This is a genomic window from Halovulum sp. GXIMD14793, assembly GCF_054457435.1.
Genome location: NZ_JBTLNE010000020.1, coordinates 22,006 through 47,152 on the forward strand (window position 1 = coordinate 22,006; position 25,147 = coordinate 47,152).

25 protein-coding genes are annotated in these 25,147 nt (G+C 59.3%); 11 read left to right on the forward strand and 14 right to left on the reverse strand.

Annotation, left to right across the window (positions count from 1 at the left end):
* Positions 1–29 precede the first annotated feature (29 nt).
* Positions 30–641 (forward strand): LysE family translocator, encoded by a 612-nt coding sequence (locus tag ACW9UQ_RS07445; RefSeq protein ID WP_458930379.1) that lies wholly within the window; start codon positions 30–32, stop codon positions 639–641.
* 143 nt (positions 642–784) lie between these two features.
* On the opposite strand, the gene ACW9UQ_RS07450 is transcribed toward ACW9UQ_RS07445, so the two are convergent.
* Positions 785–1,213, reverse strand: coding sequence for an FKBP-type peptidyl-prolyl cis-trans isomerase (locus ACW9UQ_RS07450; RefSeq protein ID WP_458930380.1), 429 nt, complete (start codon positions 1,211–1,213; stop codon positions 785–787).
* 127 nt (positions 1,214–1,340) lie between these two features.
* Here ACW9UQ_RS07450 and ACW9UQ_RS07455 point away from each other — a divergent pair, with 127 nt between their 5' ends.
* Together ACW9UQ_RS07455 and ACW9UQ_RS07460 are read left to right on the forward strand one after the other, a co-directional pair.
* Positions 1,341–1,778 (forward strand): GNAT family N-acetyltransferase, encoded by a 438-nt coding sequence (locus tag ACW9UQ_RS07455; RefSeq protein ID WP_458930381.1) that lies wholly within the window; start codon positions 1,341–1,343, stop codon positions 1,776–1,778.
* Positions 1,779–2,849 carry a DUF2332 domain-containing protein gene (locus tag ACW9UQ_RS07460; protein ID WP_458930382.1) on the forward strand — a complete coding sequence of 357 codons (1,071 nt, stop codon included), beginning with the start codon at positions 1,779–1,781 and terminating at the stop codon, positions 2,847–2,849.
* A gap of 3 nt (positions 2,850–2,852) precedes the next feature.
* Here ACW9UQ_RS07460 and ACW9UQ_RS07465 read toward each other — a convergent pair whose 3' ends face one another.
* Entirely contained in the window at positions 2,853–3,749 is an 897-nt protein-coding gene (locus ACW9UQ_RS07465; RefSeq protein ID WP_458930383.1) for a LysR family transcriptional regulator, read from the reverse strand.
* A gap of 95 nt (positions 3,750–3,844) precedes the next feature.
* Between ACW9UQ_RS07465 and ACW9UQ_RS07470 the strand changes: the two genes are divergently transcribed.
* Positions 3,845–4,606 carry an SDR family oxidoreductase gene (locus tag ACW9UQ_RS07470; RefSeq protein ID WP_458930384.1) on the forward strand — a complete coding sequence of 254 codons (762 nt, stop codon included), beginning with the start codon at positions 3,845–3,847 and terminating at the stop codon, positions 4,604–4,606.
* Positions 4,607–4,847: 241 nt separating this feature from the next.
* Positions 4,848–5,399: an NAD(P)H-dependent oxidoreductase gene (locus tag ACW9UQ_RS07475; protein WP_458930385.1), complete on the forward strand. Its 552-nt coding sequence runs from the start codon at positions 4,848–4,850 to the stop codon at positions 5,397–5,399.
* 159 nt (positions 5,400–5,558) lie between these two features.
* On the opposite strand, the gene ACW9UQ_RS07480 is transcribed toward ACW9UQ_RS07475, so the two are convergent.
* The 4 genes from ACW9UQ_RS07480 to ACW9UQ_RS07495 form a co-directional block, all read right to left on the reverse strand.
* Positions 5,559–6,023 (reverse strand): MgtC/SapB family protein, encoded by a 465-nt coding sequence (locus ACW9UQ_RS07480; RefSeq protein WP_458930386.1) that lies wholly within the window; start codon positions 6,021–6,023, stop codon positions 5,559–5,561.
* On the reverse strand, positions 6,023–8,680 hold the full coding sequence (locus tag ACW9UQ_RS07485; protein ID WP_458930387.1) for a DNA translocase FtsK: 2,658 nt from the start codon (positions 8,678–8,680) through the stop codon (positions 6,023–6,025). The genes ACW9UQ_RS07480 and ACW9UQ_RS07485 overlap by 1 nt, the downstream gene beginning before the upstream one ends.
* Before the next feature lie 3 nt (positions 8,681–8,683).
* Positions 8,684–9,856, reverse strand: coding sequence for an aminotransferase class I/II-fold pyridoxal phosphate-dependent enzyme (locus tag ACW9UQ_RS07490; RefSeq protein WP_458930388.1), 1,173 nt, complete (start codon positions 9,854–9,856; stop codon positions 8,684–8,686).
* A 90-nt stretch (positions 9,857–9,946) separates the two neighbouring features.
* On the reverse strand, positions 9,947–11,269 hold the full coding sequence (locus ACW9UQ_RS07495) for an amidase (RefSeq protein ID WP_458930389.1): 1,323 nt from the start codon (positions 11,267–11,269) through the stop codon (positions 9,947–9,949).
* Between the two features lie 115 nt (positions 11,270–11,384).
* Between ACW9UQ_RS07495 and ACW9UQ_RS07500 the strand changes: the two genes are divergently transcribed.
* On the forward strand, positions 11,385–12,605 hold the full coding sequence (locus ACW9UQ_RS07500; RefSeq protein ID WP_458930390.1) for an FAD-dependent monooxygenase: 1,221 nt from the start codon (positions 11,385–11,387) through the stop codon (positions 12,603–12,605).
* Between the two features lie 332 nt (positions 12,606–12,937).
* Here ACW9UQ_RS07500 and ACW9UQ_RS07505 read toward each other — a convergent pair whose 3' ends face one another.
* Positions 12,938–13,198, reverse strand: a complete 261-nt coding sequence (locus ACW9UQ_RS07505; RefSeq protein WP_458930391.1) for a hypothetical protein — start codon at positions 13,196–13,198, stop codon at positions 12,938–12,940.
* Positions 13,199–13,456: 258 nt separating this feature from the next.
* Positions 13,457–13,855, reverse strand: coding sequence for a hypothetical protein (locus ACW9UQ_RS07510; RefSeq protein ID WP_458930392.1), 399 nt, complete (start codon positions 13,853–13,855; stop codon positions 13,457–13,459).
* Positions 13,856–14,016: 161 nt separating this feature from the next.
* Here ACW9UQ_RS07510 and ACW9UQ_RS07515 point away from each other — a divergent pair, with 161 nt between their 5' ends.
* A complete protein-coding gene (locus tag ACW9UQ_RS07515) occupies positions 14,017–14,388 on the forward strand; it encodes a hypothetical protein (RefSeq protein WP_458930393.1) in 372 nt (123 codons plus the stop codon).
* A 65-nt stretch (positions 14,389–14,453) separates the two neighbouring features.
* Here ACW9UQ_RS07515 and ACW9UQ_RS07520 read toward each other — a convergent pair whose 3' ends face one another.
* On the reverse strand, positions 14,454–15,569 hold the full coding sequence (locus tag ACW9UQ_RS07520) for a S8 family serine peptidase (RefSeq protein WP_458930394.1): 1,116 nt from the start codon (positions 15,567–15,569) through the stop codon (positions 14,454–14,456).
* 187 nt (positions 15,570–15,756) lie between these two features.
* On the opposite strand from ACW9UQ_RS07520, the gene ACW9UQ_RS07525 reads away from it, so the two are divergent.
* Positions 15,757–17,535, forward strand: a complete 1,779-nt coding sequence (locus ACW9UQ_RS07525; protein ID WP_458930395.1) for an adenylate/guanylate cyclase domain-containing protein — start codon at positions 15,757–15,759, stop codon at positions 17,533–17,535.
* Positions 17,465–18,574, forward strand: a complete 1,110-nt coding sequence (locus ACW9UQ_RS07530; protein WP_458930396.1) for a phosphatase PAP2 family protein — start codon at positions 17,465–17,467, stop codon at positions 18,572–18,574. Before ACW9UQ_RS07525 ends, ACW9UQ_RS07530 begins: the two co-directional genes overlap by 71 nt.
* A gap of 126 nt (positions 18,575–18,700) precedes the next feature.
* Here ACW9UQ_RS07530 and ACW9UQ_RS07535 read toward each other — a convergent pair whose 3' ends face one another.
* The 3 genes from ACW9UQ_RS07535 to ACW9UQ_RS07545 are packed head-to-tail and all read right to left on the reverse strand — an operon-like array spanning position 18,701 to position 20,704.
* Positions 18,701–19,501 (reverse strand): metal ABC transporter permease, encoded by an 801-nt coding sequence (locus ACW9UQ_RS07535; RefSeq protein ID WP_458930397.1) that lies wholly within the window; start codon positions 19,499–19,501, stop codon positions 18,701–18,703.
* Positions 19,494–20,231 (reverse strand): metal ABC transporter ATP-binding protein, encoded by a 738-nt coding sequence (locus tag ACW9UQ_RS07540; protein ID WP_458930398.1) that lies wholly within the window; start codon positions 20,229–20,231, stop codon positions 19,494–19,496. Before ACW9UQ_RS07540 ends, ACW9UQ_RS07535 begins: the two co-directional genes overlap by 8 nt.
* On the reverse strand, positions 20,228–20,704 hold the full coding sequence (locus ACW9UQ_RS07545) for a Fur family transcriptional regulator (protein WP_458930399.1): 477 nt from the start codon (positions 20,702–20,704) through the stop codon (positions 20,228–20,230). Before ACW9UQ_RS07545 ends, ACW9UQ_RS07540 begins: the two co-directional genes overlap by 4 nt.
* Before the next feature lie 71 nt (positions 20,705–20,775).
* Between ACW9UQ_RS07545 and ACW9UQ_RS07550 the strand changes: the two genes are divergently transcribed.
* Positions 20,776–21,795 carry a zinc ABC transporter substrate-binding protein gene (locus ACW9UQ_RS07550; protein ID WP_458930400.1) on the forward strand — a complete coding sequence of 340 codons (1,020 nt, stop codon included), beginning with the start codon at positions 20,776–20,778 and terminating at the stop codon, positions 21,793–21,795.
* A 53-nt stretch (positions 21,796–21,848) separates the two neighbouring features.
* Here ACW9UQ_RS07550 and ACW9UQ_RS07555 read toward each other — a convergent pair whose 3' ends face one another.
* Positions 21,849–22,694, reverse strand: a complete 846-nt coding sequence (locus tag ACW9UQ_RS07555) for a CE1 family esterase (protein ID WP_458930401.1) — start codon at positions 22,692–22,694, stop codon at positions 21,849–21,851.
* A 112-nt stretch (positions 22,695–22,806) separates the two neighbouring features.
* On the reverse strand, positions 22,807–23,736 hold the full coding sequence (locus ACW9UQ_RS07560; RefSeq protein WP_458930402.1) for a sugar kinase: 930 nt from the start codon (positions 23,734–23,736) through the stop codon (positions 22,807–22,809).
* A 327-nt stretch (positions 23,737–24,063) separates the two neighbouring features.
* Here ACW9UQ_RS07560 and rsgA point away from each other — a divergent pair, with 327 nt between their 5' ends.
* Positions 24,064–25,119 carry a ribosome small subunit-dependent GTPase A gene (gene rsgA / locus ACW9UQ_RS07565; RefSeq protein WP_458930403.1) on the forward strand — a complete coding sequence of 352 codons (1,056 nt, stop codon included), beginning with the start codon at positions 24,064–24,066 and terminating at the stop codon, positions 25,117–25,119.
* Positions 25,120–25,147: the final 28 nt, after the last annotated feature.

The window sequence follows — 25,147 nt, forward strand, 5'->3', positions numbered from 1 at the left end:
ACCTCCGCTGACCTGCTATGGAGCTGTCTTTGACCCTTGATGCTTTGATCGGACTGGCGATTTTGCTGGTGGCCTCGACCTGGACGCCGGGACCGAATAACGCGATGTTGGCCTCCTCTGGTGCGACCTTTGGCTATCGGCGCACGGTTCCGCATGCGCTGGGCGTGGCGCTTGGTTTTCCGGCCATGTTGTTCCTGGTAGCGATGGGGCTGGGCAAGGTGTTCAAACACTCCGTCCTGATGCAAGAGGCATTGCGCTATGGCGGTGCGGTTTTGATGCTGTGGGTCGCCTACAAGATCGCCACAGCCAAAGCGCCCGGCAGCCCCGGCTCTCGGTCAAAGCCCTTCACCTTCCTGCAGGCCGCAGCCTTTCAATGGGTCAACCCCAAAGCCTGGGTGATGTGCGTTGGTGTCGTCGCTCAGTTCATGACTGGCGAGAACACACTGGCCGAGGCCGCAACCGCCACCGGCGTCGCCATCACCTCGGGCCTTGGTTCGGCCAATGGCTGGGCCTTGTTCGGAGCGGCCTTGCAACGCTTCCTGCGAACCGAGGGGCGGTTGCGCGCGTTCAACCTGACCATGGCCGTGATGATTGTCGTCGGCATCTTCTTCCTGCTGACCGGTGATCTGAATCCGGCATAGAGATGAAGAGGGATCCCAGAGCTTTTTGCAACTACGGATCAGTTTGTCCTATCCGAATGGCCGGCCTTTACAGGAAATTGGTTTCAGGATGGCCTTTTCACTGCTTTGAAGGGGACCCTATCATAAAGAACCGCCGCCAAGGCTCAGTCGACCTTCAGGAATTCCACCTCGAAGGTCAGGTCCTGACCGGCCAGGGGATGATTTGCGTCAAGCCGGACCTGATCGTCGGTGACCTCTACAATGCGGACGGCAACGATTTGGCCACCGCCCGCGTCCGCCTGCAGTTGCATGCCAACCTGTGGCTCGATGTCGTCGGGCAGGGCGTTGCGGGGAATAGCCTGAACATTGTCCGGGTTGACCGGGTCATAAGCTTTGTCGACGGGGATGGTAACGGTGGAGGTGGTGCCAACCTCCATGCCTGTCAGATGGGCGTCCAGCCCGGCGATCACCTGACCCGACCCCAGCGTGAAGGTCAGCGGGCCGCGATCGCGAGAGCTGTCAAACTCTGTCCCGTCAGTCAGTGTTCCGGTGTAATGAATGTGGACAGTATCGCCTGCCTTTGCCTGCGCCATATGTGCCTTGCTTTCAGGAAATATCGTGATCTGGCGGCGCGCGCGTCGCGCTGCCTTGCTGGTCGCGCACCCTATGCGGTCGGCAACAGGACTTCAACCCGGGCGCGCAAGCCCTTAGAGTATGCACATGTTGATCAGGCCCGCCGACAAAGCCGATATCGCCGCCGTTCAGGCCATTGCTGAGGCGGCCTTTGCCATACATGTCCCTGTGATCGGTCGCCGCCCCGCGCCAATGGACGCAGATTTTGCGCAGCAGGTCGCCGCCGGGCATTTGTTTGTTATCGAACGGCCTGCCGCGGCCTATGCCTGTTGGTATCCGCATGGGGATCACATTCACCTGGACAGCCTTGCCGTGGCCCCGAACCATCAGGGCAAGGGCCTAGGTCAGGCACTGATCGCGGGGGCTGAGGAGGCCGCGCGCAAGGCCGGGCTGGCTGCGGTCGAACTTTATACCAATGCGGCAATGACCGGAAATCTGGTGCTTTATCAGCGGCTTGGGTTTGAGGTGATTACGCGCAAACGGGTCGATGGCTTCGACCGGGTTTACTTCAGAAAGGACGTATGAATGTCAGCGACCGAGATGCGACAGTTTTTTGTTCGGCAGGCAGATGCCTGCGCGCGGCTTGGCTCACCCCTCACTGCGGCGCTGTTGACTGGCCTGGCCGAGAGGATTGGCGATCAGACTCGAACGGGCCAGCGGATACTGAACTGGCAGGCTGTTTCAGGCGATCTGGTGGCAGAGGCGGTGCCGCTGCGGCTTGCCGGTGGTCTGCATGCGCTGGTTCGGGCTGGGCAGTTGCCGGAACTGGCCGCGCTTTATCCGCCACAGGCGTTGCCGGACCCCGACGCCCTGGGTCAGGCGGCAATGGCAGCGATTGCCGAGGCCGATGACGCGTTGCAGCCCTGGCTGGATCATGCGCCGCAAACCAATGAGGTGGCGCGCGCCGGGGTTCTTTATCCCGGGCTGATGCAAATCGCGGCGCGGACTGGCCTGCCTATGACCCTGTGGGAGGTAGGGGCGAGTGCAGGGCTGAATCTTAATCTGGATCGGTTTTCCTATGATTTTGGGGGCCGCCAGTTTGGTCAGGCGGATGCGCCTGTCCGGCTGGTGCCGGATTGGTCCGGTCCACCGCCTGAGGGGGACGCGCCGCAGGTTCTGGCCCGCCGGGGCTGCGATCTGAACCCGCTGGATGCCACAACCGAGGCTGGCGCAGCACGCCTTATGGCCTTCATCTGGCCCGATCAGGTGGCCCGGTTAGAACGGACCGAGGCCGCCATCGCCATCGCCTGCCGCCATCCGCCACAGCTGGATCGGCAGGATGCGGCTGACTGGATTGCGCAGCAACTGGCGGCACCTGTAACAGGTACGGCGCGGGTGCTGATGCATACGGTCGCCTTTCAGTACTTCCCCGAAGCCGTACAGCAACGGATCGAACAGCTGATGCAAAACGCCGGGGCAACGGCCACAACGGATAACCCGCTGGCCTGGTTATCGTTTGAATATGGTGATGATCAGCAGGACAGCCGAAAGAAGACATTTAATCTGGTCTTGCGCCTTTGGCCTGGTGATGGGTTGCCACTATATCTGGCAACCGCTCACCCCCATGGGGCCGAGATACGTTGGCAACCGGGGTGACCTTCAGTTTTTATTAAGGCTGCTTTTTAGAAAATCCAGCATGGCGCGCGTCTTACGCGGCATAAAGCTTTGATCCGGATATATTGCCCAAGCGGCGGTGTCGAATTCCGTCGCAGTTACATCATGTTCGGGAAAAAGATCAATCAAACGGCCTGCCGCAAGATCGTCGCGCACGATCCAGTCGGCCAGCAACGCCGGACCAAGGCCAGCCAGCGCCGCGCTTCGCAATGCCAGTGCCGAGGTCATCGCCACGCGCCCCTGTACTTCAATCCGATTGATCCGCTCCTTCCCATCACGGAATGCCCAGATGTTGCGCAATTCCGGCAAAGCGTAGGTCAGGCACTCCTGCGTCGTCAGATCATGCGGTGTATTGATGTCGTCTCGGCCTGACCAATCCGGGCTGGCGCAGACCCGATAGCGGGTTTCGAACAATCGCGTTACGATACCTTCACCGGTGATCTTCGGCCCAAGTCGAATGGCAAGATCAAGACCTTCGGTCACCAGATCAAGCTTTGCATCAGTCAGGATCAGATCCAGCCTTAGTTCAGGAAAGCGCGCCTGCATATCTGGCAGCAATGGCACCAGCAGGCACTGCCCAAGCGCCACTGAGGTGGTCATCCGAAGGGTGCCACGGGGGCTGCTCGTCAAGTCCTGCAGTGCCTCGCAGCTTTCATCCAGGTCAGCGAGGATGCGTTCAGCATCGCGCCGAAACTTTGTTCCGGCCTCGGTCAGAGTCATGCGTCTTGTGGTGCGATGGAAAAGGCGTGTGCCCAACTCTGCCTCTAGCTGGGCGATCCGGCGCGAGACGGTGGTTGGATCTGTGCCATGCTCCACCGCTGTGGCGGCGAAGCTCAGCCGTTGGGCCGCAATCAGAAACAGTCGTAGAGTGCCAATCTCCATTCCTGCATAATTTGCAGGAATGAGGTGTACTTCAACCCGTTTATCGCGTCGTCATGGCGCTATATCCTCTGGTCAAAGGATAAAAGGAGACGCCTATGTCTGACGTAACGAAAACCGCCATTATCACCGGTGCCAGCCGTGGCATTGGTGCCGCAGCGGCGCATGAGTTGGCCGCCCAAGGCTATGCCGTGATGCTGGCCGCGCGCAATGCGGACGCGATCAATGCGTTGGCCGCCGAGATCACGCAGGCTGGTGGGCAGGCGATGGCGCTGCCGGTGGATGTCAGCCGCTGGTATGGTGTCGAGTTGCTGGTCAATCGCACGGTCAAGGCCTTCGGTCGGCTGGATCTGATGGTGAACAATGCCGGGGTGATAGACCCGATTGGCCCGTTGATGACCTCGGATCCTGAAAGCTGGGGGCATGCGGCGGATATCAACTACAAAGGCATCTACTATGGCCTTCGGGCGGCGATGCCGGTGATGGCGCAGCAGGGCAGTGGGGTGATCGTGAATATCTCGTCGGGGGCTGCGACCTCGGATCTGGAAGGGTGGAGCATGTATTGTTCCTCCAAGGCGGCGGCTGCGATGCTGACCCGCTGTGCACAGCGCGAGGCACCTAAAGCTGTGCGGGTTGTCGGGCTGTCACCGGGAACCGTGGCGACAGAGATGCAGGTGACGATCAAGGCGTCGGGGATAAATCCGGTCAGCCAACTGGACCCATCGGTTCATATCCCGGCGGAGTGGCCTGCAAAGGCCATCGCCTGGCTGGCGACAGATGACGCGGCAGAGTTCGCCGGAACCGATGTCAGTCTGCGCGACGAGGATATCCGCAGGCGGATTGGTCTTGCTGTCGAATGATAGGGCTTGATCTCAAGTATACTTGAGCAATTACAGACGCCGGATGATGGGCTGGCGGGGATTTGCGCTGCCAGCCGCAAACACCAATTCCGGAGACGATTTATGCACGTTCTGACAGTTCTTGATCATCCTGATAGCACTTCGTTTAAAGCGTTTCGGGATAAACCTGAGACACAAGCTTATCCCGAAACGCGGTGATAAGCCTATAGAGTGTACGCGTTTCGATTTTAGGTGATGTCTCATGGTAAACTCGAAACGCTTTAGTGCGGCAGTTGCCGAAAAATTCATGGCCGGGGCTGTCGCTGCGAGGCATTCAGCAGAACTGGCAGATCTGCACGCCGAGGGATTTGATCCACGCTGGTCCCTTGCGGATATCGGGGCCGATGGCGGCAAAACCACGCCCGCCGATGTCGCGCGAGAGCAGCAAAGGATCGCGCGGGCTGATGCGATCTGTCTTGTCTTTCCGCTGTTCTGGTGGGGTATGCCTGCGATGATGAAGGGCTGGGTCGACCGGGTCTGGCATTGGGGCTGGGCCTATGATCAGTTGGACAACCCCGAAAAATCGCTTCAGCCCGCACGCCCTGGTATTCTGCTTGTCCCTGCGGGTGCGCGCTCTGACGAGATGGAGAAAGAGGGGTATCGGGCCGCTTTGGAGACAGAGTGGATAAAGGGTACGTTCGGGTATTTTGGGCTTACCCCGCGAAGACTGGAATTGCTTTGCGGCTCAAAGGGGTCTGAGGAACAGCGGAACGCATTGCTGGAACGAAGCTATCAAGTCGAGCACGATCTTTGATCGCCCCAACAAAAGGGCAAGAGCATAATGCGAAAAACCTGTATCATCTAATGCTGCCTGAAATCAAAGATTTCAACGCGTTAGATGATACTGGATATCTCTGGTATTTCGCGAGACGCTATGACGCAATGGCAAAGCTTGGGCGTCGGCGCTTCTGCATCAGTCTTGCGGGTCGACCATTTCCTCGCCACGGGCCTTGCCGATAAGGAACAGGATCGCGAACAGCACTACCGCCAATGCAGCGGCTTCCAGCAGATAGCCGAATCCTGTGGCGATGCCGACAACGCCAGTGCCCCAGACGGCCGCACCGCTGCCGACGCCTCGTAGTTTGCCTTCGTCGCGGTTCGACATGATCGATCCTGCGCCAAGAAAGCCGATACCTCCGATCACACCAGATATGATCCGAGACAAATCAAAAGACAGCCCATCTGCATTTGCTTCATGCGCCAAGTTTACGCTGATCATGCATAAAACCGCAGAAGATGTGCAGATCAGCATGTAGGCGCGCAAGCCCAATGGTTTGGCTTTCATTTCCCGGTCAATCCCAACCAGAAATCCTAACAGCGCAGCTACGCCCAGCCTGATCAGGAAGGTCTGCGTGTCGATGGCAGCCAACGCGCCCATTACTGTTCGGGCACCAGAATTTCACGCTTGCCAACAGCATTGGCCGCCCCGACCACGCCCTGTTCTTCCATCTGCTCAACCAGCCGCGCGGCCTTGTTGTAGCCGATGGCCAGTTTGCGCTGGATATAGGAGGTGGAGCATTTGCGGTCCCGCGCCACAATCGCAACAGCCTGATCATAAAGCGCGTCTTCGCCATTGGTGTTGCCGCCTAGGCCGAGCACCTGATCAATATTGCTTTCAACCTCGCTATCCGGGCCTTCGACCACACCCGAGACGTAATCCGGCGCGCCCTGCAGCTTGAGGAAGTTGACGATTTCCTCAACCTCTTCGTCCGAAACGAACGGGGCATGCACACGGGTGATGCGCCCGCCGCCAGCCATGTAAAGCATATCGCCCATGCCCAACAGCTGTTCTGCCCCTTGCTCGCCCAGAATGGTGCGGCTGTCGATTTTCGAGGTGACCTGGAAGGAAATCCGGGTCGGGAAGTTGGCCTTGATCGTGCCGGTGATCACATCGACCGAGGGGCGCTGTGTCGCCATAATCAGATGAATGCCCGAGGCCCGCGCCATCTGCGCCAGTCGCTGGATACAAGCCTCGATCTCTTTGCCTGCGACCATCATCAGGTCGGCCATTTCGTCAACGATAACGACGATGAATGGCATCTTTTCGGGATCATACTCTTCGGTTTCAAAGACCGGCTCGCCGGTGGCATCGTCAAATCCGGTCTGTACCGTGCGGGTAAAGCCTTCGCCCTTGTCCAGCGCGTCCTGCACCCGGGAATTATAGCCGTCGATATTGCGCACGCCCATCTTGGACATCTTACGATACCGCTCTTCCATCTCGGCCACGACCCATTTCAGGGCAACAACGGCTTTCTTGGGATCGGTTACAACTGGTGACAGAAGGTGGGGGATGCCGTCATAGACTGACAGTTCCAGCATTTTCGGGTCGATCATGATCATGCGGCATTCATCTGGGGTCAGCCGGTATAGAAGGCTAAGGATCATGGTGTTGATCGCCACGGACTTACCCGAGCCCGTTGTCCCTGCAATCAGCAGATGCGGCATGCGGGCTAGGTTGACCACCACGGGTTCGCCACCGATATCCTTGCCTAATGCCAGTGGCAGCGCGTGTTTTTTATCGTCATAGGCTTTGGCCGACAGGATTTCGCGCAGGATCACCTTTTCGCGAAAATCATTGGGCAGTTCGATGCCGATAACAGACCGGCCCGGGACGGTGGACACACGCGCCGCCAGGGCAGACATTGACCGGGCGATATCATCGGCCAGACCGATGACGCGGCTGGCTTTCAGACCTGGGGCCGGTTCCAGTTCATACATGGTGACAACCGGGCCGGGGCGGACAGAGACGATCTCGCCCTTCACGCCATAATCATCCAGCACGCTCTCCAGCATGCGGGCGTTTTCTTCCAGCGCGTCATCGGAAAGCTGCGCACGTTGAATATCGACCGGATTCTGCAACAGGCTGATGGGCGGCAAATCATAGCCCTCGCCGCTGGCCTCCAACTGCAGGCTGGGTTGTTCGTCGCGCCGGGCGCGCGCACTTTTGGTCACCGGTTTGCGCTGCTGCTGGACGCGAGGTTCGCTGCGCGGTTCGGGTGTGGCGACCGGTGCCGGGGTGGGATCGAGAATGGGGTCTTCTGCGTCGTCCATAGGTTCATCGCGGCTGACACCCCCCAAAGTCAGGGGCGGGTCTTGGCGCGGTGTATGAAGTTCCTCTTCCAACAGCGCCTCGTCATCGACCGGGATACCAGCGGAGTGGCGGGCCTTTACTGCGGCTGATATACGGGCCATCACGCGATCTTCATCGGGCGGCGGCACGTCCGGCCCAGCGGTGATTTCGCTGCGATGCACTTTGGGGGCGGCACGTGCGTCTTCGACAACATCAGCCGAGGTCAGCACAACGCTGTCGCTATCGACCCGCGTCCGCGCAGCCTTGGCCCGGCGTGCCCCAGCGACCGTGCCTTTGCCCGCACCTGAGACCAGCCGAAGAATGCCGTCATAGGCAACAACGATACCGTAGCGAGTAAAACGCAGCAGGTTCCTAAATTCCGACCAGTTCACACCAAGCGAAAGCAAGCCGAAGAAGACAAAGGCCACCGCCAGCACCAGCGTCACCGCCACAAGTGCGGATCGTATTGGCAGCGGTGTAAAGGACAGCAGGCTGCCCAGCACGGAATCCCCCAGCATTCCGCCCAGGCCATAGCCGAATGTCCAATCCAGCGGGGGGATATGGGCTGCGGCAAAAACCGCAGAAATGGCGATGGCAATTGGTGTCAGAATGATCCGGCTGACGATGCGTTCCTCGCCCCGGTGCCGGATCAGTCGCAGGCCCCAGACGACCAGCGCAATGGGAATGCCATAGGCCGCCCAGCCCAGGGCACGATGCAGTGGTTCGGCCAGCGATGCCCCCAACAGACCCAAAGCATTGGTCGGGGCGTCATCCGTGGCGGAAAAGATGCTGGGGTCCAGCGGATTGTAGGTCCATAGCGTGATAAAGGCCGCGCAGCCCAGCACGGTCAGGGCAAGCCCGATCAGTTCGGCGCCACGGCGGCGCAAGGCCGCCTCGGTCTTTTGTTCGACGAGGGGCGCGCGGCGTGACCGTGCAGGTTTCGATTTTGCTCTGGCTCTGGCCATTGCTTAACTCAAACAATCTCTGATCGCGGTCAGGCCGCGGTCTATCTGGTCTTCCGGGGCGACAAGGGCTGCGCGAATATATTCGCGTCCCGGGTTCTTCCTGCCATCGCTTAGGTCGCGCGACAGATAAGCACCCGGCAACACCTTTACCCCGGCTTTTTTCCAAATCTCAAGTGCTGTGCGTTCCCCATCGTCTACTTTTATCCACAGGAAAAATCCTGCTTCGGGCGAGGTATAGCCTGGGCAATTTCCCAAAATGCGGTCCGCGATGTCGAATTTGCGGGCGTAAGCAGCGCGGTTTTCGACGACATGTGCTTCGTCCTGCCAGCAGGCGGCGGCGGCATGTTGCAGCGGCAAGGGCAGGGGTGCGCCTGCATAGGATCGCAACTGCGTCATGCGCCGCGTTGCCTGCGGCCCGGCAACGGCAAAGCCGGACCGCAGGCCTGGCAAATTGGACCGTTTTGACAGCGAATGAAAGGCGACGACCCGTTCCGGGTTGGCATTTGCCCGCAAGGCCCCTGCGGGCGGCGCGGTGCGGTAAATCTCGCTATAGCATTCGTCGGCCAGGACGATGAAATCATGAGCCTCGGCCAGATCCAGCAGGCTTTGCCAATAGGCGGCATCTGCCACAGCCCCTTGCGGATTGGACGGTGAGCACATGTAAACCAGCGTCGTGCGGTTCAGCACAGCCGGGGCGACTGAGGCAAAATCTGGTAAAAACCCGGTTTCTGAGGTCGCGTTGACATAGACCGGTTCCGCGCCAGCGGCCAGTGCTGCAGCGGCGTAACATTGATAGAACGGGTTGGGCAGCAGGATGGCCGGTTGCTGGCCGTTCTTCACCTCAGGTGACAAGGCCAAAGCGGCATTGAACAGCCCCTCCCGGGTGCCGTTCAGTGGCAGAATGCGGGCTTCGGGATCAATGCTGACATCATAACGCCCGGCCAGCCAGTCGGCGATGGCCTGCCGCAGCTCTGCCAGCCCCTCGTTCGGCGGATAGCGGTTGAAACCCGCGCTGTGGGTGCGGATGACGTCTGTTACAAACTCAGGGAAGACGTGCTTCGGCTCGCCAATGGACATGGCGATTTCCGGCCCACCCGGCGGGGTGCCGTGAAGAAGCGCGCGCAAACGCGGGAACGCGTATTCCGGTAGGTCCGAGAACCGTTCGGGGTACTGCATCTTTACTGCCTCGGCTTAGGGTCTGATGCCCTGTTTGAAAAGCAGGGTAACGGCGCGGATTCCGTCGGTCCAGAGGGCGGGAGATTTCCCTTAGGACAGTGTCTTTTCCACCGCAGCCGCCAGCGACAGCAGTTTTGCCTCCTGTCCCGGATGTGCCAGCAACATCACCCCGCAGGAGGGCGTGCCGGTTGGCAGAGTGATGGCGGCCAGACCCATCAGGTTGCCGACGCGGGTGTTGCGCAGACATTCCAGATTGCGGGCGGTAAAAAATGCCTCATCTGCCAGCAGTTGGTCCACCGGTGGCGGAAGGATCGGCACCGTTGGCATCACGACCGCATCAAAGCCCTCGGTTTCCGCGCACCAATCACGCCGCAGTTCATCCAGGCGTCGCCAGGCGCGGACATAATCCACACCGGAATGATCCTGACCTGCCTCGAACCGGGTACGGATGCGCTGGTACATCAGATCACCCCGCGCCTCGATGGTTTCGCCCCAGATGCCATAGGCCTCGGTCGTATAAAGCACACCGGACAGGGGCAGGGCGGCGTCGACGGCGGGGCTGGACTGGGTCTCGACCTTCGCGCCAGCAGCAGCAATGCGGGTGATGGCTGCCTCGGCCGCTGCTTGTGGTGCATTGTCCAATGGTGCGGTGGCGGCGGTGTTCAGCACCATCAGCCGTGCCGACGATAGATCCATCTGCGGCAAAGCTGTGGCCGAATGTCCCTTCAAAGCGGCATAGAGCAAGGCGGCGTCCTCAACCGTGCGGCAGAGCGGGCCGATAGTGTCAAATTTCTCGCAGAGCGGCACGACGCCAGTTGCGGTCAGATCACCATGCGCGGTCTTGAAACCCACCAGATCGTTCCAGGCCGCAGGTACGCGCACCGAACCACCCGTATCAGAGCCGATCCCCGCCGTTGCCAGCCCATAGGCCACCGATGCCGCTGCCCCGGAAGAGGACCCACCCGGTGCCACGTCCGCCCCGTGCCGGTTCGGTGGTGTCGCGGTGACCGGATTCAGTCCCAGACCGGAAAACGCCAGCTCGGTCATATGTGTCTTGCCCAGACAGATCGTGCCGGCTGCTGTTCCATTGGTCAGCACCTGCGCGTCACGATCCGGTACCTGGCCCTGCAGCATGGCGCAGCCTGACTCAGTCGCTACACCTTTGGTGTCGAAAAGGTCTTTCCAGCTGATCGGCACCCCATCCAGCGGCCCAAGGCGGCGGTCTTCGCGGTGCCGTTTGCGCGCCGCCTCGGCCTCGGACCGGGCGCGGTCTGGCGTGGTGCGGGCGTAGATACCGTCAGGGCCGCTGGCGATGGCGTCCAGGTAGGCCTCGGTCAAGTCCACGGGATCAAGACCCGCGGCGATATCGCGTCCGAGATCAGCAGCAGATCGGGTCAGGTCGGGGGCGGTCATTATGGTCTCCGGGCTTTGTTGCGGCACCGTAGCCTGCACGCGGTGGGTTTGGAAACCATTCGATGCGCGCAGGCGTCGCGTGGACAAATCCGGGAAACGCGCCATAGTGCGGGGCATGAAACATAGCGATGTCCTGATCGTTGGTGGTGGCCTGACCGGCCTGATTCTGGCCCTGGCTTTGGCCCGGGGCGGCATTGCGTCGCGTGTCCTGGATGCGGCCCCCAAAGCCGCCCTGAAAGCACCGGATTTCGACGGGCGCGGGTATGCGTTGGCGTTGTCAACGGTCCGGATGCTGACGGCGCCGGGTCTTTGGGATGAGGTTGCGGATCAAGCGCAGCCGATTCTGGATGTCAAAGTGTCTGATGGACGGGTGGGGGAAGGACCCTCGCCGCTTTATCTGCACTTTGATCATCATGAGATCGAGGAAGGCCCGATGGGTCAGATCCTTGAGGATCGTCACTTGCGTAAAGCCGTGCTTGAAGCGGCGGAGGCCGAGCCGCTGATCGCGGTTGAAAATGGCGTCTCGGTCACCGATCAGGCGGTCAGGCCCGGTGGTGTTTCCGTTACCACCCGGGAGGGACCCCATGACGGGGTGCTTTTGGTGGGGTGTGACGGGCGCGGCAGTGAGACTGCCCGCCGCGCCGGGATTAAACGGACGGAATGGAGCTATCAGCAAACCTCGCTGGTTTGCGCCATTGATCACGAACATCCTCATAACGGCATCGCGCATCAGCTGTTCCTGCCTGCCGGGCCGCTGGCAATTCTGCCCTTGCCCGGCAACCGCTCCTCTATCGTGTGGACCGAGACGACTGAGCGTGCAGCGGATATCAACGCAAAGGATGACGCGGGATATCTGAATGCCCTGCGACCCCGTTTCGGCGGCTTTTTGGGGGATATCTCGTTGGCCGGTCGTCGCTTCAGCTACCCGCTGGGCCTATCGCTGGCCCAGTCGCTGACGGCGCCCCGTGTCGTGCTGGCCGGTGATGCGGCGCATGGCATCCATCCGCTGGCGGGGCAGGGCCTGAACCTTGGGCTGCGTGATGTCGCTGCTTTGGCAGAGGTTCTGGTCCAGGCAAAACGCCGGGGCGAAGATATCGGCGCGCCAGATGTGCTGGACCGCTACCGCCGCTGGCGCAGTTTTGACATCGCGGCGATGGCGGCTGCCACGGACGGGATAAACCGGGTGTTCTCCAACGACAACCCGCTGCTGCGGCTGGGCCGCGATCTGGCGCTGGGTGCGATTAACAAGACGCCTGTGCTGCGCCGGACCATGATCCGGCAGGCCGCCGGGTTGTCGGGGGATTTACCAGCGCTGATGAAGGGCAGATTGCCGTAGACCTGCGATGCAGGTTCAGTTCGCCCGGAACATTGGTAAATATCGGATGTAAAGCGCGCTCATAAAGTTATTTGAGAGCGCCAGAGGAATTGCTTCAAGTTCGCCAATTTGTTTGTTGTGAAAATTGAAAGCGATCATCCGAGGCTCGACCTCGGGCACGGTTATCGCGACCGGGCTTTTGAAAATGTCTACATAAGTTCTGTCCACATCAAGCGATCGCTATTCAGGCCACTCCGCTTCTATGCGCGTGGCCGCGCGCTTTGCATCATCTGGGTTATACATCAGGAATGCCGCCGTCACCTGTTCCCGCGTTCCATCGGTCATCGTGACTATCACGCCAAGGGACCACAGCCCCAATGGGCTGGGAGGTTTGTTTTTGCGGCAGGATCGCGTGGCATACCCAGGGAAAAGACATCAGGATTGCTTACCACCCGCACCTCAATAATACGCATATCCTGAGGCAGAACCTCGGCCAGCCCTTTTGCGAGCGCATCAATTGCGAAGTGTTTGGTCAACGGTTTGATTCTGCTGTTGAAATGCATCAGCAGCCATGACTTTGAGGTAGAGCAGTAGACATTCTTGCCATCGAGCACGACACGTGACACCTTTCCAAGGTCGCCCCGAACGGATCTGCGGGATCGCGTTTTGCCAGATCGATTTTGAAATCTTCACCGCCCCGAGTAAACACCGTCAGGCCGTCGCTGGTCGTTTTCATAGCCCTGATTAACGAGAACGTCAGAAATCTCCTCAGACATGTCGGTAGACAGCTCAATCCGCTAGGAAGTCAACGGCGGCATCTCTACAGATGCAAATGATTCGACATCCGCCATAGTAAAGCCGACGCGAGATTTCTAATCCTCGTCCAAGTATAGATAAAGTCTGTCGCGAATCGAATTTGGTGCTGCCAGGCCAAAGGCAAAAATATCCTCCGCTCCATTTGCTCCGAACCGACCCAGGTCTACGTCCCGTGACGCAGCCGTGTTGTGGAACGAGACGGCGATTCCCAAGTCATCTTTCATAATCGCCGTTACAGGAACATTATCAAAGGCCTGCATCATTCTATCAAGATCAGTTTGTGCCAGAAGTGCTGAAGGAAAGCAGACAATAGCTGCAATAAATCGGCCCAGTTTATGCATCTTCATTTTCACGCCCCCAACGTCTGTTTTGTGTCCGGGCGACTTTCCGTCATCCACATGTGAAGTCAACGGGCGAAATCCGTTTAGCGGATGTTTCGGCAAAGGATCGGACATTTTCGAAGTTCAGTTGAAGGTGATTCAATTGGGAAAGCTGCTGATATCTCAGACGGCCCGTGAACCATGCCACATGATCCAACGACATATTCAGGTATCGTAACAGATATGCGTCGTACGACCGAAAGGAAGGCGTCGCAGGTCAAACAAGGAGAACAGAAATGCAGTATTTCAATACCCTGAGAACGGCTCTGATTTCAGCATTTGCGTTTGCGGCAATTGCGTCGCCAGCAAGCGCCTGTGTCACCAGCGTTTGGACAAAAACTGGGGGCGACAGCTTTGCTGAAAAGATCGAGGGCAAGGACTGTGGTGGAACGATGTCCGTGCGCATGACCGGCGGATTTGGCGATACCGGCTGGATTCCGATGTTTAAGAACGGAACGTCAGACTTTATGGCTCAGTATGGCGATGGTCGGGTTCTGACAGATATCCATATGAAGGTAGACGGTCTGACCATGAAAGGGTCGTTCCACCACAAGGCGGCCACCGGCGCGACGACAACCCAAGGGACATACGTGTTGACAGGCCTTTGAGGCTGCCCGCCGCTCAGCCAATTGCTGGGCGGCGCGGATATAAGGGCAGATGTCAGATGAGGCTGTTAAGCCCTGTCAGGTATCTGGACCTGCAGCAGGCCAAATCCCGTGCGATTGTTCCAACCGCTGCCCGCTGGCCTTAAGGCTGTATCGCGCAGCAGCTTGAACAGATCGGTTGATGTGCCACAAAAGGACCCGCTGCGCATGGCGGCAATAGTGCCCGCAACCACGGCACAAGCGGCAGACGAACCTGTATTCGTCGCATAGGCATCGTTATTCTCGGCAAACCAGGACGGTGCGCAAAGGTCTGGCTTGGGGGCGTCTTCGCCGTATTTCAGGCTATCGGGTCCATCGCCCTGCGAAGATGCGCCGACCCAGCGGCCCGACACATCCACCGCCCCAACGGTCAACACGCCCGCCAAAGCATTCGCTCCGTTGAGGCAGCGGTTCGGGCCGCGGAAATAAGCGCCAGAGCCGCTATTGGGCTCAAATTTCCCGGCATTGCCTGCGGCAAAGACGATATCAAAATCGCTCGACATCGCTTGGATGGTCGCAGTGGCGATGTTGTCGATGCCGTCGATATAGCGTTTGTTTACTGCAGCCGTACGGTACTGCTGCACAGGATCGGCGACCGACCATGCATTGACCAGAATCCACGGCTGCGCCTTGTAAGTCGATGCGTTTCGCGCCGCGAGAATGCTGTCGGACAGCTTTGCTACATCGGTCTCAAAGGCCGAAACATCCATGACCCGCGATGGCAAAAGCGGCGCATCATATATCCGGGCCTTAGGCGCCAGCCGCAGGACATTGCGCACAATCATGGAGGTATGCCAGCTGGCCGGGGCAGTGAAGGGATCGCGATAGGTCCCCGGTGCGGCACGACCATCAGGCCGGTAAAGCTGCGCCTCGAACGCGTCGATGGCCGGGTCATCCAGCGCACCGATACCACGCGCATATCCGCGATTAATTCCCTCATCGACAATCACAACGTTGACATTGCTACCATCGCGATCACCGGGCACACCTGTGGTCAGACCATGCGCGGCCCAAGGTGCCCCGATCAGCTGCATCGCCTGCGCGGCGCGACCAAAAGCCGACTTGCCGAACTTGGCAGTGCTGAAATGACCCTGAACGTCGGAATACCCTACAGGCGACTTGGCGACCGATGCCGGCACACTCATGACTGTTTTCCCTGACTAACCACGATTTTCCTTAGCCTATGCCCGCTGAATGGCCACGAGAAAGCGATAAAAGCCACACCAGACCAAAAAGGCTGAATTTTTTCGCAATGCCAACTGTCTCAGGGCTGACAGAAGTGGGTAAAAAAACCTATAGTGGCGCTGTTCTGACTACATCAGACGGGGGAATATGAAGGTCCAGACGGTCCCAATTGCGGAACGGGAGCGGCAGTTGCTCTGCGTCGTCTTCGCCGATATGGCGGGGTATTCGGCGCTGACGTCAAAGGATGAAACCGGCACGCACACAATGTGGATGCGATTTGTCGGGGATGTTCTACAGCCGAAATCGGACCTTTACGGCGGTAATGTCGTGCGCCTGCTGGGCGACGGCGTGCTGCTGACCTTTCAAAGCACAACGGCCGCGCTGGATTGGGCGATCAGCGTGCAGACCGCGATCACCGAGGCGCGGGTGGGCAAGACCGCGCCCTATCCCGGCCTGTCCTTGCGGATCGCAGCGCATATCTGCGAGGCGATTCTGGATGGCGACGATGTTTATGGCGATGGCGTGAACATCACCAAGCGCCTGCAGGAAAGCATTGCGCCAGATGGTATCATCATCTCCGAAGATATGTATCATTCCACCCGTCAGGCGATGGATTTTCAGGTGCGCGGTCTTGGGCTGCTGACACTGAAGAATATTGGTCATCCGGTCCGCGCCTACGAGGTGGTGCGCGCGGCAGCAGAGCCGTCCGTTGGCCTGTTGAAAGCGGATGAGGATTTGCCATCCCTGGCCGTCCTGCCCATGCGGAATCTATCAGGGGATGAAGATTTCAAGTATTTCTGCGATGGCGTGGTCGAGGATATCATCACCTCGCTGTCCTCTATGCGCGAATTGCTGGTCATCTCACGCGCATCAGCCCTGGCGCTGGGCAACGCAGATATGGACCCGCGCGAGGTGGGCCGCATTTTGGATGTGAAATACGTGCTGCAGGGCAGCTTGCGCCGATCCGCCACCAAGATGCGCCTGTCAGTGTCCTTGTGCGATACGACGTCGGGTAAGGTACTCTTCTCGTCCAAAAGTGAATTTCCGCACAGCGATATCTTTGAAACGCAGGATAGGATTGTCGAACATGTCGTGTCCTACACGGCACCGAACGTTCGATCATCTGAAAAAGTTAAAGCATTGCGCAAACCCCCTGATAACTTCACGGCCTATGACCTGACGCTCAAGGCCCTGGACTTGATGACTAACCTTAACAAGGATAGTTTCGATACAGCCTTGAAGCATCTGAAGGCGGCTATGGAACTGGACCCCGAGTTTGCCATGCCCGTGGCCTATGCTGCGCGCTGGCACTGCATATATATTGGTCAGGGTTGGGAAAATAACCGTGAGGAATATGTTCGTCGTGCGCAAGATTATGCTGCACTTGCAGTAAAGCTTGATCGGCAAAATGCCTTGGCTTTGGCCGCATACGGTCACGTGAAGGCCTATCTACAGCGCGACTACGAGCAAGCTCTCGTATTTCTGGACCGCGCGAGAGAGATGGGGCCGAGCCAAGCGCTTTCGTGGATTCTGTCGAGCGGTACACTCAGCTATGTGGGGCGACCTGAAGAGGCGATTGAGCACGCCGAGCACGGAATTCGACTCTCGCCAAATGATCCGGATTTGTTTCAGTACTATGATTTTCTGTCAGTCGCTCATTACTGCAGCGGCGACTACGATGAGGCCATTAGATGGTGTGAACGCTCATTCGCTGAAAAGCAGGACTACACATCTAACTGGCGTATGAGCGCTGTTTGCTATTCAGCGGCCGGACAAAAGGATAACGCGGCCAGATTTGTTGAAATGCTGTTGCAAAAAGAACCAAGTTTCAGCGTCGAAAAATACACAAGAAAGCATGTTCCATTTCGAAGCGAAACGGAACAGAAGAAATTTGCAGATCATCTGCGAGCAGCCGGACTTCAGTGATTTTGGGAGAGAGTGCGTGAGTGGTTCTGACAAGGCGAACGCCGTTAACGCGGTAAATGCGGTGAACGCGGTGAACGCAGTGAATGCGGTCAACGCTAATGGAATTGGTGCGGGTGGACGCGACATCGGTATGATGCCCAACGTCGATCCCGCCAATCCTGACGCCGCTCATGAAGATCACTATTGGCATGCCAACGAGTGGCCTCATGCAGAGCCAATGAGTTTTGAAAGTGCGGACCAGAGTGCAGCGCCTGTAAGGTCGCAACACATCTATTCCAACGTTGCAGCCCCAGCATTTGATGAGCGGTTTATCGCGCCGCTTCAGTATGCCCAGTCTTGCTTGATGGAGTATGCAAAGAACTTCTCATTCGGTGATGACCTAAGACCCAAATGGGCGCAGGAAATCGATGGTTGGGCACCGAGTTCTTCCGATAGCAGCACTAAGACCGAGACCGCCAAGGCGAAGTTGGATGAGGAACTTATCGAACTGGTTCGTCTGGCTGAATATCGGCCAGGTATGCTGCCCGAGGGTATAGATCAGCGGCACAATATCGAAGACCATTTTAGGGGAATACTGACCTATAGTCGCTTGACCCACCCATGGACGTCTAAGCTGGTCGGTGTGGCACAGGAATGTGCAACCCTCTCCGTCATGCATTTCAAGCGGACGTATGAACGGCCACGGCCCAGCCAGATTTGCCCGGCCCTGATGCCGCCGATCGACCCACCGCCACATGGCTCATTTCCGTCTGGTCATGCAACGCAGGCGAACACTGTCGCGCAGGTGTTGAAGATGGTGATGCCGGATATGACGCGGGCGCATTTTGGCGACGGCGATCCGCGCCCGCCGCTGGTTCGTGATCCATTGCAGGATATGGCGGATCGTATCGCTCGGGCGCGCGAGGTGATGGGGTTGCATTACCCCTCGGACAGCGCGGCGGGCCGGGTGTTGGCCGGTTTGATTGTCGAGACGCTTAAGAAATGCTCGTTCTGGGACAAGCTGGTCACAGAGGCCAAGAAGGAATGGTCAGTTAGTTAACGTTTGGGCCGGACCCGGCGTTATCGATGCTGTTTGCCGGGGCATGCGCGTAGGGGGCGGGCGATAAGCCTGTCGCGCATCGCTCTGGTGGCAGGAGACACCGGGCATTTGTGCGCTTAAACAGCGTCAGTTACTCAGCCGTTTCCGCAGTCGTCCGATCACAACACTGACGACAAAGAACAGCACGGCGGCCGAGACAATGCTTGGCCCCGTCTGACTGTCCAGATGCCAGGACGTCCAGAGACCACCCCCGACCGAGGCCACGCCGATCAGCGTGGCCAGTACCGCCATCGCCTCGGGAGAGCGGACCAGCGGGCGGGCGGCGGCGGCTGGGATGATCAGCAAAGCGGTGATCATCAGCGCCCCGACAACTTTTATCGCAACCGCAACCAGCACCGCCAGAGACAGGGTCAGGACCATCTGTGCCCGGCGCGGATTGATCCCCGACGCCTGAGCCAGATCAGGATTGATCGTCGCGGTCAGCAGCGCATTCCAATTTGACAGAATGGCCACCAGAACCGCAGCGGCACCAACCAATATCAGCGCTAGATCACCTTTGGTGACAGTCACGATGTCGCCGACCAGGATGGCTTCGGGATCGATCATGCGTGCATCGGTCAGCGACAGGGCCAAAAGGCCAAGCGCCAGACCAGCATGGGCCACCACGCCCAACAGGGTATCCGCCGCGAATTGACGATTGCTGCCCAAGGTCACCGTGAACGCGACGATCAGCGCAATGGCCAGCACACCGACAAAGATCGGAAATGAAAATGCGACCGCCAGCGCAACGCCCAGAATCGAGCCATGCGCGGTGGCATCGCCAAAATAGGCCATGCGGCGCCAGACCACGATACATCCCAACGGCCCGGCGGCCAGAACGACTGCAAGACCGGCCAGAAGGGCGCGCAGCATGAAATCGTCAAGCATGATCGCATCCCTCATGGTCGTGATTGTGATCATGCTCGTGCTCGTGCTGATACAGCGCCAGCGCGCCCGCCGTTCCATGCCCGAACAATGCACGGTATTCCGGGGCGGCGCGCACCACATGCGGGGTGCCCTGACAGCAGACATGCCCGTTCAGGCAGATCACCCGGTCCGAGGCGCTCATCACCACATGCAGGTCGTGACTGACCATCAGGACAGCGCAGCCCCACTCTGTCCGGACACGCTCGATCAGTTGGTAAAACTCGGCCACGGCGGGCTGATCCAGCCCTTGTGTTGGTTCGTCCAGAACCAGCAAGTCCGGCTCGCTCAGAAGGGCGCGGGCCAGCAGGACGCGCTGGAACTGGCCGCCTGATAGCGTGGCCAGCATCCGGCCCGTTAGATCGCTGATGCCAGTTTCCGCAATGACATGCGTCAGACGATCCGGTTCCGGGCGATGCGGCAAGGTCAGAAAACGGGCCGCGGTCAGGGGCAGGGTCGGATCAATATGCAACCGTTGCGGCACATAGCCGATGCGCAAGCCTGTGGTGCGAAGAATGGTGCCGGATGTCGGGCGCTCAGCACCGATCAGCAGCCGTAGCAGGGTCGACTTGCCCGAGCCGTTTGGACCAACGACAGTGATAATCTCGCCCTTTGTAAGGCTGAAGTCGACGTCTGACAGTATCGCGTTCCCTGCGATTGTCAGGCCCAGGCCACGGGCTTCGATCAGGCTCATCTTGCGCTCTGGCAAGTGGCGCAGAGGCCGGTCGCCTCGACATTGATCATGTCGACCTGAAATCCACCGGTTTCTGGCAACAGATCTGCCGCCAGCGGGGTTTCTTCCACACGGTCACAGGCGCGGCAAATCAGAAAGGCAGCGCTGTGGCTATGGTCGGGGCAACTGCAGGCAATAAAGGCATTCAGGCGATGGATCCGGTGAACAATGCCCAGCTCCCGAAGAAAGTCCAAAGCCCGGTAGGCCACGGGGGGCTGTGCGGGCTGACCTTCGGCATGCAGACGCTCTAACACTTCATAAGCGCCCATGGCCCGGTGATCCTCAAGCAGGATCTCCAAGACGCGCCGCCGGGCGGGTGTCAGACGCAGACCCCTGGCTGTGGCCCGCGCCTCAGCCGCTGCGATTGCGTCTGATATGCAGCGCTGATGATCATGTTTTGTGAAAGCCGAAGAACCGGCGGGGGCGTCATTCATAGCGGTTGACCGTTATAGTATAACATGCGTATCTATAGCCCGCTTCAATTCTGCATTTCAAGGAGTTTCCCATGCGTCTTCTGCCCGTTGCCGCCTCTGTCTGCCTGTTGGCTGGGCAGGTGTTTGCCGAGGCTCCCAAAGTGGTGACCGATATTGCACCAGTGCATTCCCTGGTTGCAAGGGTAATGCAGGGTGTTGGCGATCCTCAGATTTTGGTGGAACCGGGGGCAGGCTCGCCGCATGGCGTATCGCTGAAGCCATCTCAGGCCCGGATGTTGTCTGAGGCAGACCTGATCATATGGGTCGGGCCGCAGTTGACGCCCTGGCTGGATAAGGCCGTCGACGGGCTGGGTGCAGGCACGCCGCAGGTCGTGTTGCACGACCTACCTGATCTGCCGCTGAAGCCATTCCGAACAGGTGCGCTTTTTGCCACCGAAGAGCATGAGGGGCATGATGATCATGAAGGCGCCAAGCCTGACGAGGAACACGTGCATGCGGATGAGCACGAGCACGAAGACGACCACAGGGATGAACACGAAGATGAGCATGGCCATCATCACCATGGTGACGGACCGGACCCACATGCCTGGATGGACCCGGAAATCGCCGCGCTCTGGGTGGAGGCAATCGCTGATGCGCTGGCAGCGGCAGACCCGGACAATGCCGCAATCTATCGTCGCAATGCTGTAGAAGCCCAGACAGAGCTTGCAGTTCTGACAGCAGAGATCGACGAGATGCTGACCCCGGCGAAGGGCAAACCATTCCTCGTTTACCATGACGCATTCCAGTATTTTGAAACGCGCTTTGGTCTGGAAGCGATCGGGGCGATTCAGGACGGCCATGCGAACCGTCCGGGTCCGGCAAGGCTGGCTTCATTGCGCAAGGTGATCGAGCATGAGGGCGTGACCTGCATCATGGCAGAACCCAAAGTCGATGCCTCGGCCATCGATGTGGTGATTGAGGGCAGCGATGCGATCCGGGTGAGCACGGCAGATCAACTGGGCACCGACCTGCCCGCCGGTGCAGATCTTTACCCGGAGATGCTGCGGAACATGGCAACCGCCGCCCTGGAGTGTCTGAGCGGCAAGTAAGTCCTGGGTCTCGCGGCCACGGTTCGGATAGCGTGCGCTGATCCGAACAGCCCTTAACCTTCGGGCGGGCGATGCCAATCCATCGCCCGCTGAACCCAGCCGCGCGGCATACCGTGGCCGCCCGGTGTCAGGCACATGCGGATCTCTTGGCCTGTTTTGCAGCTGGTCCAGCTGCGGCACCAGAACTCCGCTTCAATGCTCCGAGTGTCCGGTGCGCTGGCGCATTGGTTGGTGGCGCGCAGCAGGCTAAGACCCTCGAACACATCGCCCTGATGCCAGTTGTGGATGGGGCGTCCCTCCAGCGGGACGGTTTTGTCCGCAAAGCCATGGATATGCAGCATCCGGCGTGGTCCGCCCGGGCAGGTATCCTCGGGGATTGGTCGGCGCAATGCCCCGGCCAGCGCGACAACCGCCCCTATGGGACGCTCTGAATAGCAGGCAAACATCCAGGCCATCGACCCGCCAGATGAAAACCCGGACACCAGCAGATCAATCTCGGTCACGCCCAAACGCTGCATGACGTCATCCAGCATGGCCTCGGTGAAGGCAACGTCATCGCGTGCGCTCCGGACATCAGGCCGCGCTGGCCACCCTAGTGTGTTCCGACCGGCACGTGCGGCCCCATCCGGCGCGATGACAATATAGCCAGCTTCGGTAAAGCGCTTGGCCATCCCGCCACGCAACTGCGCTTGGCCAGAGCTTGCATGACCATGAAAAAACACCAGAACCGGCTGCGGCGGACCGCCCGGATCGGGCGCCCAGTTCTCAGGCACAGCCATATGATAGCGGCCCGGGACAGGTCCATCGACGCTGCACCCGGTATCGGCCGGACAAGGGCGATCAAAGGCGGGCGACGCCGTCGGGAGGAAAAGCAAAAACGCAAAGAGGATATGTCGCATACCGGCCAGCCTGCCATATCGCAGCAGCTATGCCGAGATGGGGCCTCGCCCACAGCCAGTCAAATTGCGGTGATCAGGGTGCGTTTCGCCTCATCCGCATTGAAAGCCCATATCAACCATGGCCCGGCGTGTTCTGATCCTGCCATAGCTCGACCAGAGCACCGCGCCCCTGAACCGCGCGTGCCGCCAGATCAGCACCTTGCTGCATCGCGGCCTTTAACCCCTGACCGGTCAGCAGTGCCGCCAAAGCACCGGCATTAAACGAATCTCCGGCAGCGGTGCTGTCGACGACATCCGTGATCCGGGGTGGGTCCAGCACGACAATATCGTCCGCCTCGGACCAACCGGTCATCGGGCCTGCGCCGTTCTTGACGATCACCGTCTTGGCCCCGGCCTGACGATAGCGGGCAACCGTGGCTGCAGGATCAGCATCGCCAAAACCCGCCTGCTCTTCATCAAAGGATGGCAGAACGATGCTGGCGCATGTAGCTGCCTCGGACAAAGCAGCGCACATGACGGACGTATTCGGCCAGAGGCGCGGGCGCTGATTGGTGTCGAAGATGGTGGTGACGCCGGCGGCGCGCGCGGTGCGTATCACATCAAGAAATGTGGCACGGTCAGCTTCGGGCAGAATGGCCAATGTGATGCCGGAAAAATGCAAGGCCGAAGCATCCTTGATTGCATCCTGCAGCCAGCCTTTATCGGCCGCCAATTGCCGCGCAGCAGACGCGCTGCGCCAATAGGAAAAGCTGCGCTCGCCATTCTCAAGCTCAATCATATAAAGCCCGACACTGCGCGCCGGATCGCGCCGGATGGCCTGCGTCTCGATACCCTGATTGGTCATGAACTGCAGCATCGCTTCCGAGGCCGGGTCCGCGCCGACACAACTGCAATAGCCAACCCGCCAACCCGCCAGCAGACGTTGCGCATACCATGCTGTATTGAACGTATCCCCGGCAAAGCCACGTTGAAACGTGCCGTCTTCGGTCGGGGTCAGTTCGACCATGCATTCACCGATGGCCAGAAACAGGGGTGTGGTCAAGATATGCCTCCGTCAGCTTCGCAATGTTCTAGGCGGCAGAGCCTTCAGGGGAAAGTCAAAACGCGTGGCGCTAGGCATAGGGAGGGCGGCAGAGACTTACTTGACGGCCCGTCCGTAAATCCTGCGAAAAATCATGTTTAAACATGGTGCCACCTGGGCTAGGCTGCACTCCAGATGCAACCGGCTGAAAAGGAGATGTTTATGATTGTCGCCATCTACAGCCGGGCCCACGCTCTGGCGGTCTGACCCGCCGTTTTCGTTGGCCCGAAGGTAAGGCGCCATGCCGGGAGCATGGGGCCCGATGCTTTATATCAAGGGCCTAAACCAATGACATCAGACCGATCTGCGTTGCCCGATCTGGGCTGGCGCAACCATTTTCAGGCGCAGCTGTCGCTTGAAGAATTCGAAACCCTGACCCCAATGCGCGTGACCCATGTGCACCGAACGCATCTTGCGGCAATCGGTGCAGATGGTGACTGCATGTTACCGTTAACGCATGAAATGACCGAGGCCGGTATCGCCGTCGGCGATTGGATACTAAGCGACGGTACCGCTATTCTGCGGGTGCTGGAGCGGACCAGTGTGCTGAACCGGATGGCCGCCGGGACAGAACCGATGGCGCAACTGATCGCGGCCAATGTCGATACCTTGTTCATCGTCAGTTCCTGCAATGCCGATTTCAACATTGCCCGTCTGGAACGGTTTCTGGCGCTGGCCCGGCAGGCCGGGGCCGAGCCGGTGATCGTGCTGACCAAGGCCGATCTGAGCGAGACGGCCGAGACTTATATCGACCGGACCCGTGCCGCGATCCCCGGTATAGAGGGTCTGACCCTGAACGCGACTGACCCGGCCGAGGTTGTGTCCGCCCTTGGTCCATGGTGCGGGCGCGGGCAGACCGTTGCGCTGATCGGGTCCTCTGGCGTTGGCAAGTCGACTTTGGTCAATGCTCTGACCGATGCTGGTCAGGACACGCATGGTATACGTGAGGATGACGCCCACGGTCGGCACACGACAACGGCGCGATCGCTGCACTGTATCGCTGGCGGCGGCTGGCTGGTGGATACGCCCGGCATGCGGGCTTTTCGCTTGCTGGATCAGCGTGAGGGTATCGACGCGGTGTTCGAGGATCTGACAGAGATGGTGCAACACTGCCGGTTCTCTGATTGTGCTCACCAGACGGAACCGGGTTGTGCCATTCTGGCAGCGGTTGAGGCGGGTCAGGTTGACCCGGCCCGCGTCGCCCGTTGGCAAAAGCTGCTGCGCGAGGATGCCCGTCATTCCGAAACTCTAGCAGAGCGGCGGACGAGGGAGCGTGAATTGGGCAAAGTCTATGCCGGTGGCCGCCAGCGCATGAAGGACAAGCGGCGCGGATGGGACGAATAGGGGCCGCCCGGCAGGTTACCTGCCGGGC

Bases quoted from the DNA above. Each gene is read 5' to 3' on its own strand.
- ACW9UQ_RS07450 (WP_458930380.1), bottom strand. From the start codon at position 1,213: ATGGCGCAGGCAAAGGCAGGCGATACTGTCCACATTCATTACACCGGA.
- ACW9UQ_RS07455 (WP_458930381.1), top strand. From the start codon at position 1,341: ATGTTGATCAGGCCCGCCGACAAAGCCGATATCGCCGCCGTTCAGGCC.
- ACW9UQ_RS07460 (WP_458930382.1), top strand. From the start codon at position 1,779: ATGTCAGCGACCGAGATGCGACAGTTTTTTGTTCGGCAGGCAGATGCC.
- ACW9UQ_RS07465 (WP_458930383.1), bottom strand. From the start codon at position 3,749: ATGGAGATTGGCACTCTACGACTGTTTCTGATTGCGGCCCAACGGCTG.
- ACW9UQ_RS07470 (WP_458930384.1), top strand. From the start codon at position 3,845: ATGTCTGACGTAACGAAAACCGCCATTATCACCGGTGCCAGCCGTGGC.
- ACW9UQ_RS07475 (WP_458930385.1), top strand. From the start codon at position 4,848: ATGGTAAACTCGAAACGCTTTAGTGCGGCAGTTGCCGAAAAATTCATG.
- ACW9UQ_RS07480 (WP_458930386.1), bottom strand. From the start codon at position 6,023: ATGGGCGCGTTGGCTGCCATCGACACGCAGACCTTCCTGATCAGGCTG.
- ACW9UQ_RS07485 (WP_458930387.1), bottom strand. From the start codon at position 8,680: ATGGCCAGAGCCAGAGCAAAATCGAAACCTGCACGGTCACGCCGCGCG.
- ACW9UQ_RS07490 (WP_458930388.1), bottom strand. From the start codon at position 9,856: ATGCAGTACCCCGAACGGTTCTCGGACCTACCGGAATACGCGTTCCCG.
- ACW9UQ_RS07495 (WP_458930389.1), bottom strand. From the start codon at position 11,269: ATGACCGCCCCCGACCTGACCCGATCTGCTGCTGATCTCGGACGCGAT.
- ACW9UQ_RS07500 (WP_458930390.1), top strand. From the start codon at position 11,385: ATGAAACATAGCGATGTCCTGATCGTTGGTGGTGGCCTGACCGGCCTG.
- ACW9UQ_RS07510 (WP_458930392.1), bottom strand. From the start codon at position 13,855: ATGTCCGATCCTTTGCCGAAACATCCGCTAAACGGATTTCGCCCGTTG.
- ACW9UQ_RS07515 (WP_458930393.1), top strand. From the start codon at position 14,017: ATGCAGTATTTCAATACCCTGAGAACGGCTCTGATTTCAGCATTTGCG.
- ACW9UQ_RS07520 (WP_458930394.1), bottom strand. From the start codon at position 15,569: ATGAGTGTGCCGGCATCGGTCGCCAAGTCGCCTGTAGGGTATTCCGAC.
- ACW9UQ_RS07525 (WP_458930395.1), top strand. From the start codon at position 15,757: ATGAAGGTCCAGACGGTCCCAATTGCGGAACGGGAGCGGCAGTTGCTC.
- ACW9UQ_RS07530 (WP_458930396.1), top strand. From the start codon at position 17,465: ATGTTCCATTTCGAAGCGAAACGGAACAGAAGAAATTTGCAGATCATC.
- ACW9UQ_RS07535 (WP_458930397.1), bottom strand. From the start codon at position 19,501: ATGCTTGACGATTTCATGCTGCGCGCCCTTCTGGCCGGTCTTGCAGTC.
- ACW9UQ_RS07540 (WP_458930398.1), bottom strand. From the start codon at position 20,231: ATGAGCCTGATCGAAGCCCGTGGCCTGGGCCTGACAATCGCAGGGAAC.
- ACW9UQ_RS07545 (WP_458930399.1), bottom strand. From the start codon at position 20,704: ATGAATGACGCCCCCGCCGGTTCTTCGGCTTTCACAAAACATGATCAT.
- ACW9UQ_RS07550 (WP_458930400.1), top strand. From the start codon at position 20,776: ATGCGTCTTCTGCCCGTTGCCGCCTCTGTCTGCCTGTTGGCTGGGCAG.
- ACW9UQ_RS07555 (WP_458930401.1), bottom strand. From the start codon at position 22,694: ATGCGACATATCCTCTTTGCGTTTTTGCTTTTCCTCCCGACGGCGTCG.
- rsgA (WP_458930403.1), top strand. From the start codon at position 24,064: ATGACATCAGACCGATCTGCGTTGCCCGATCTGGGCTGGCGCAACCAT.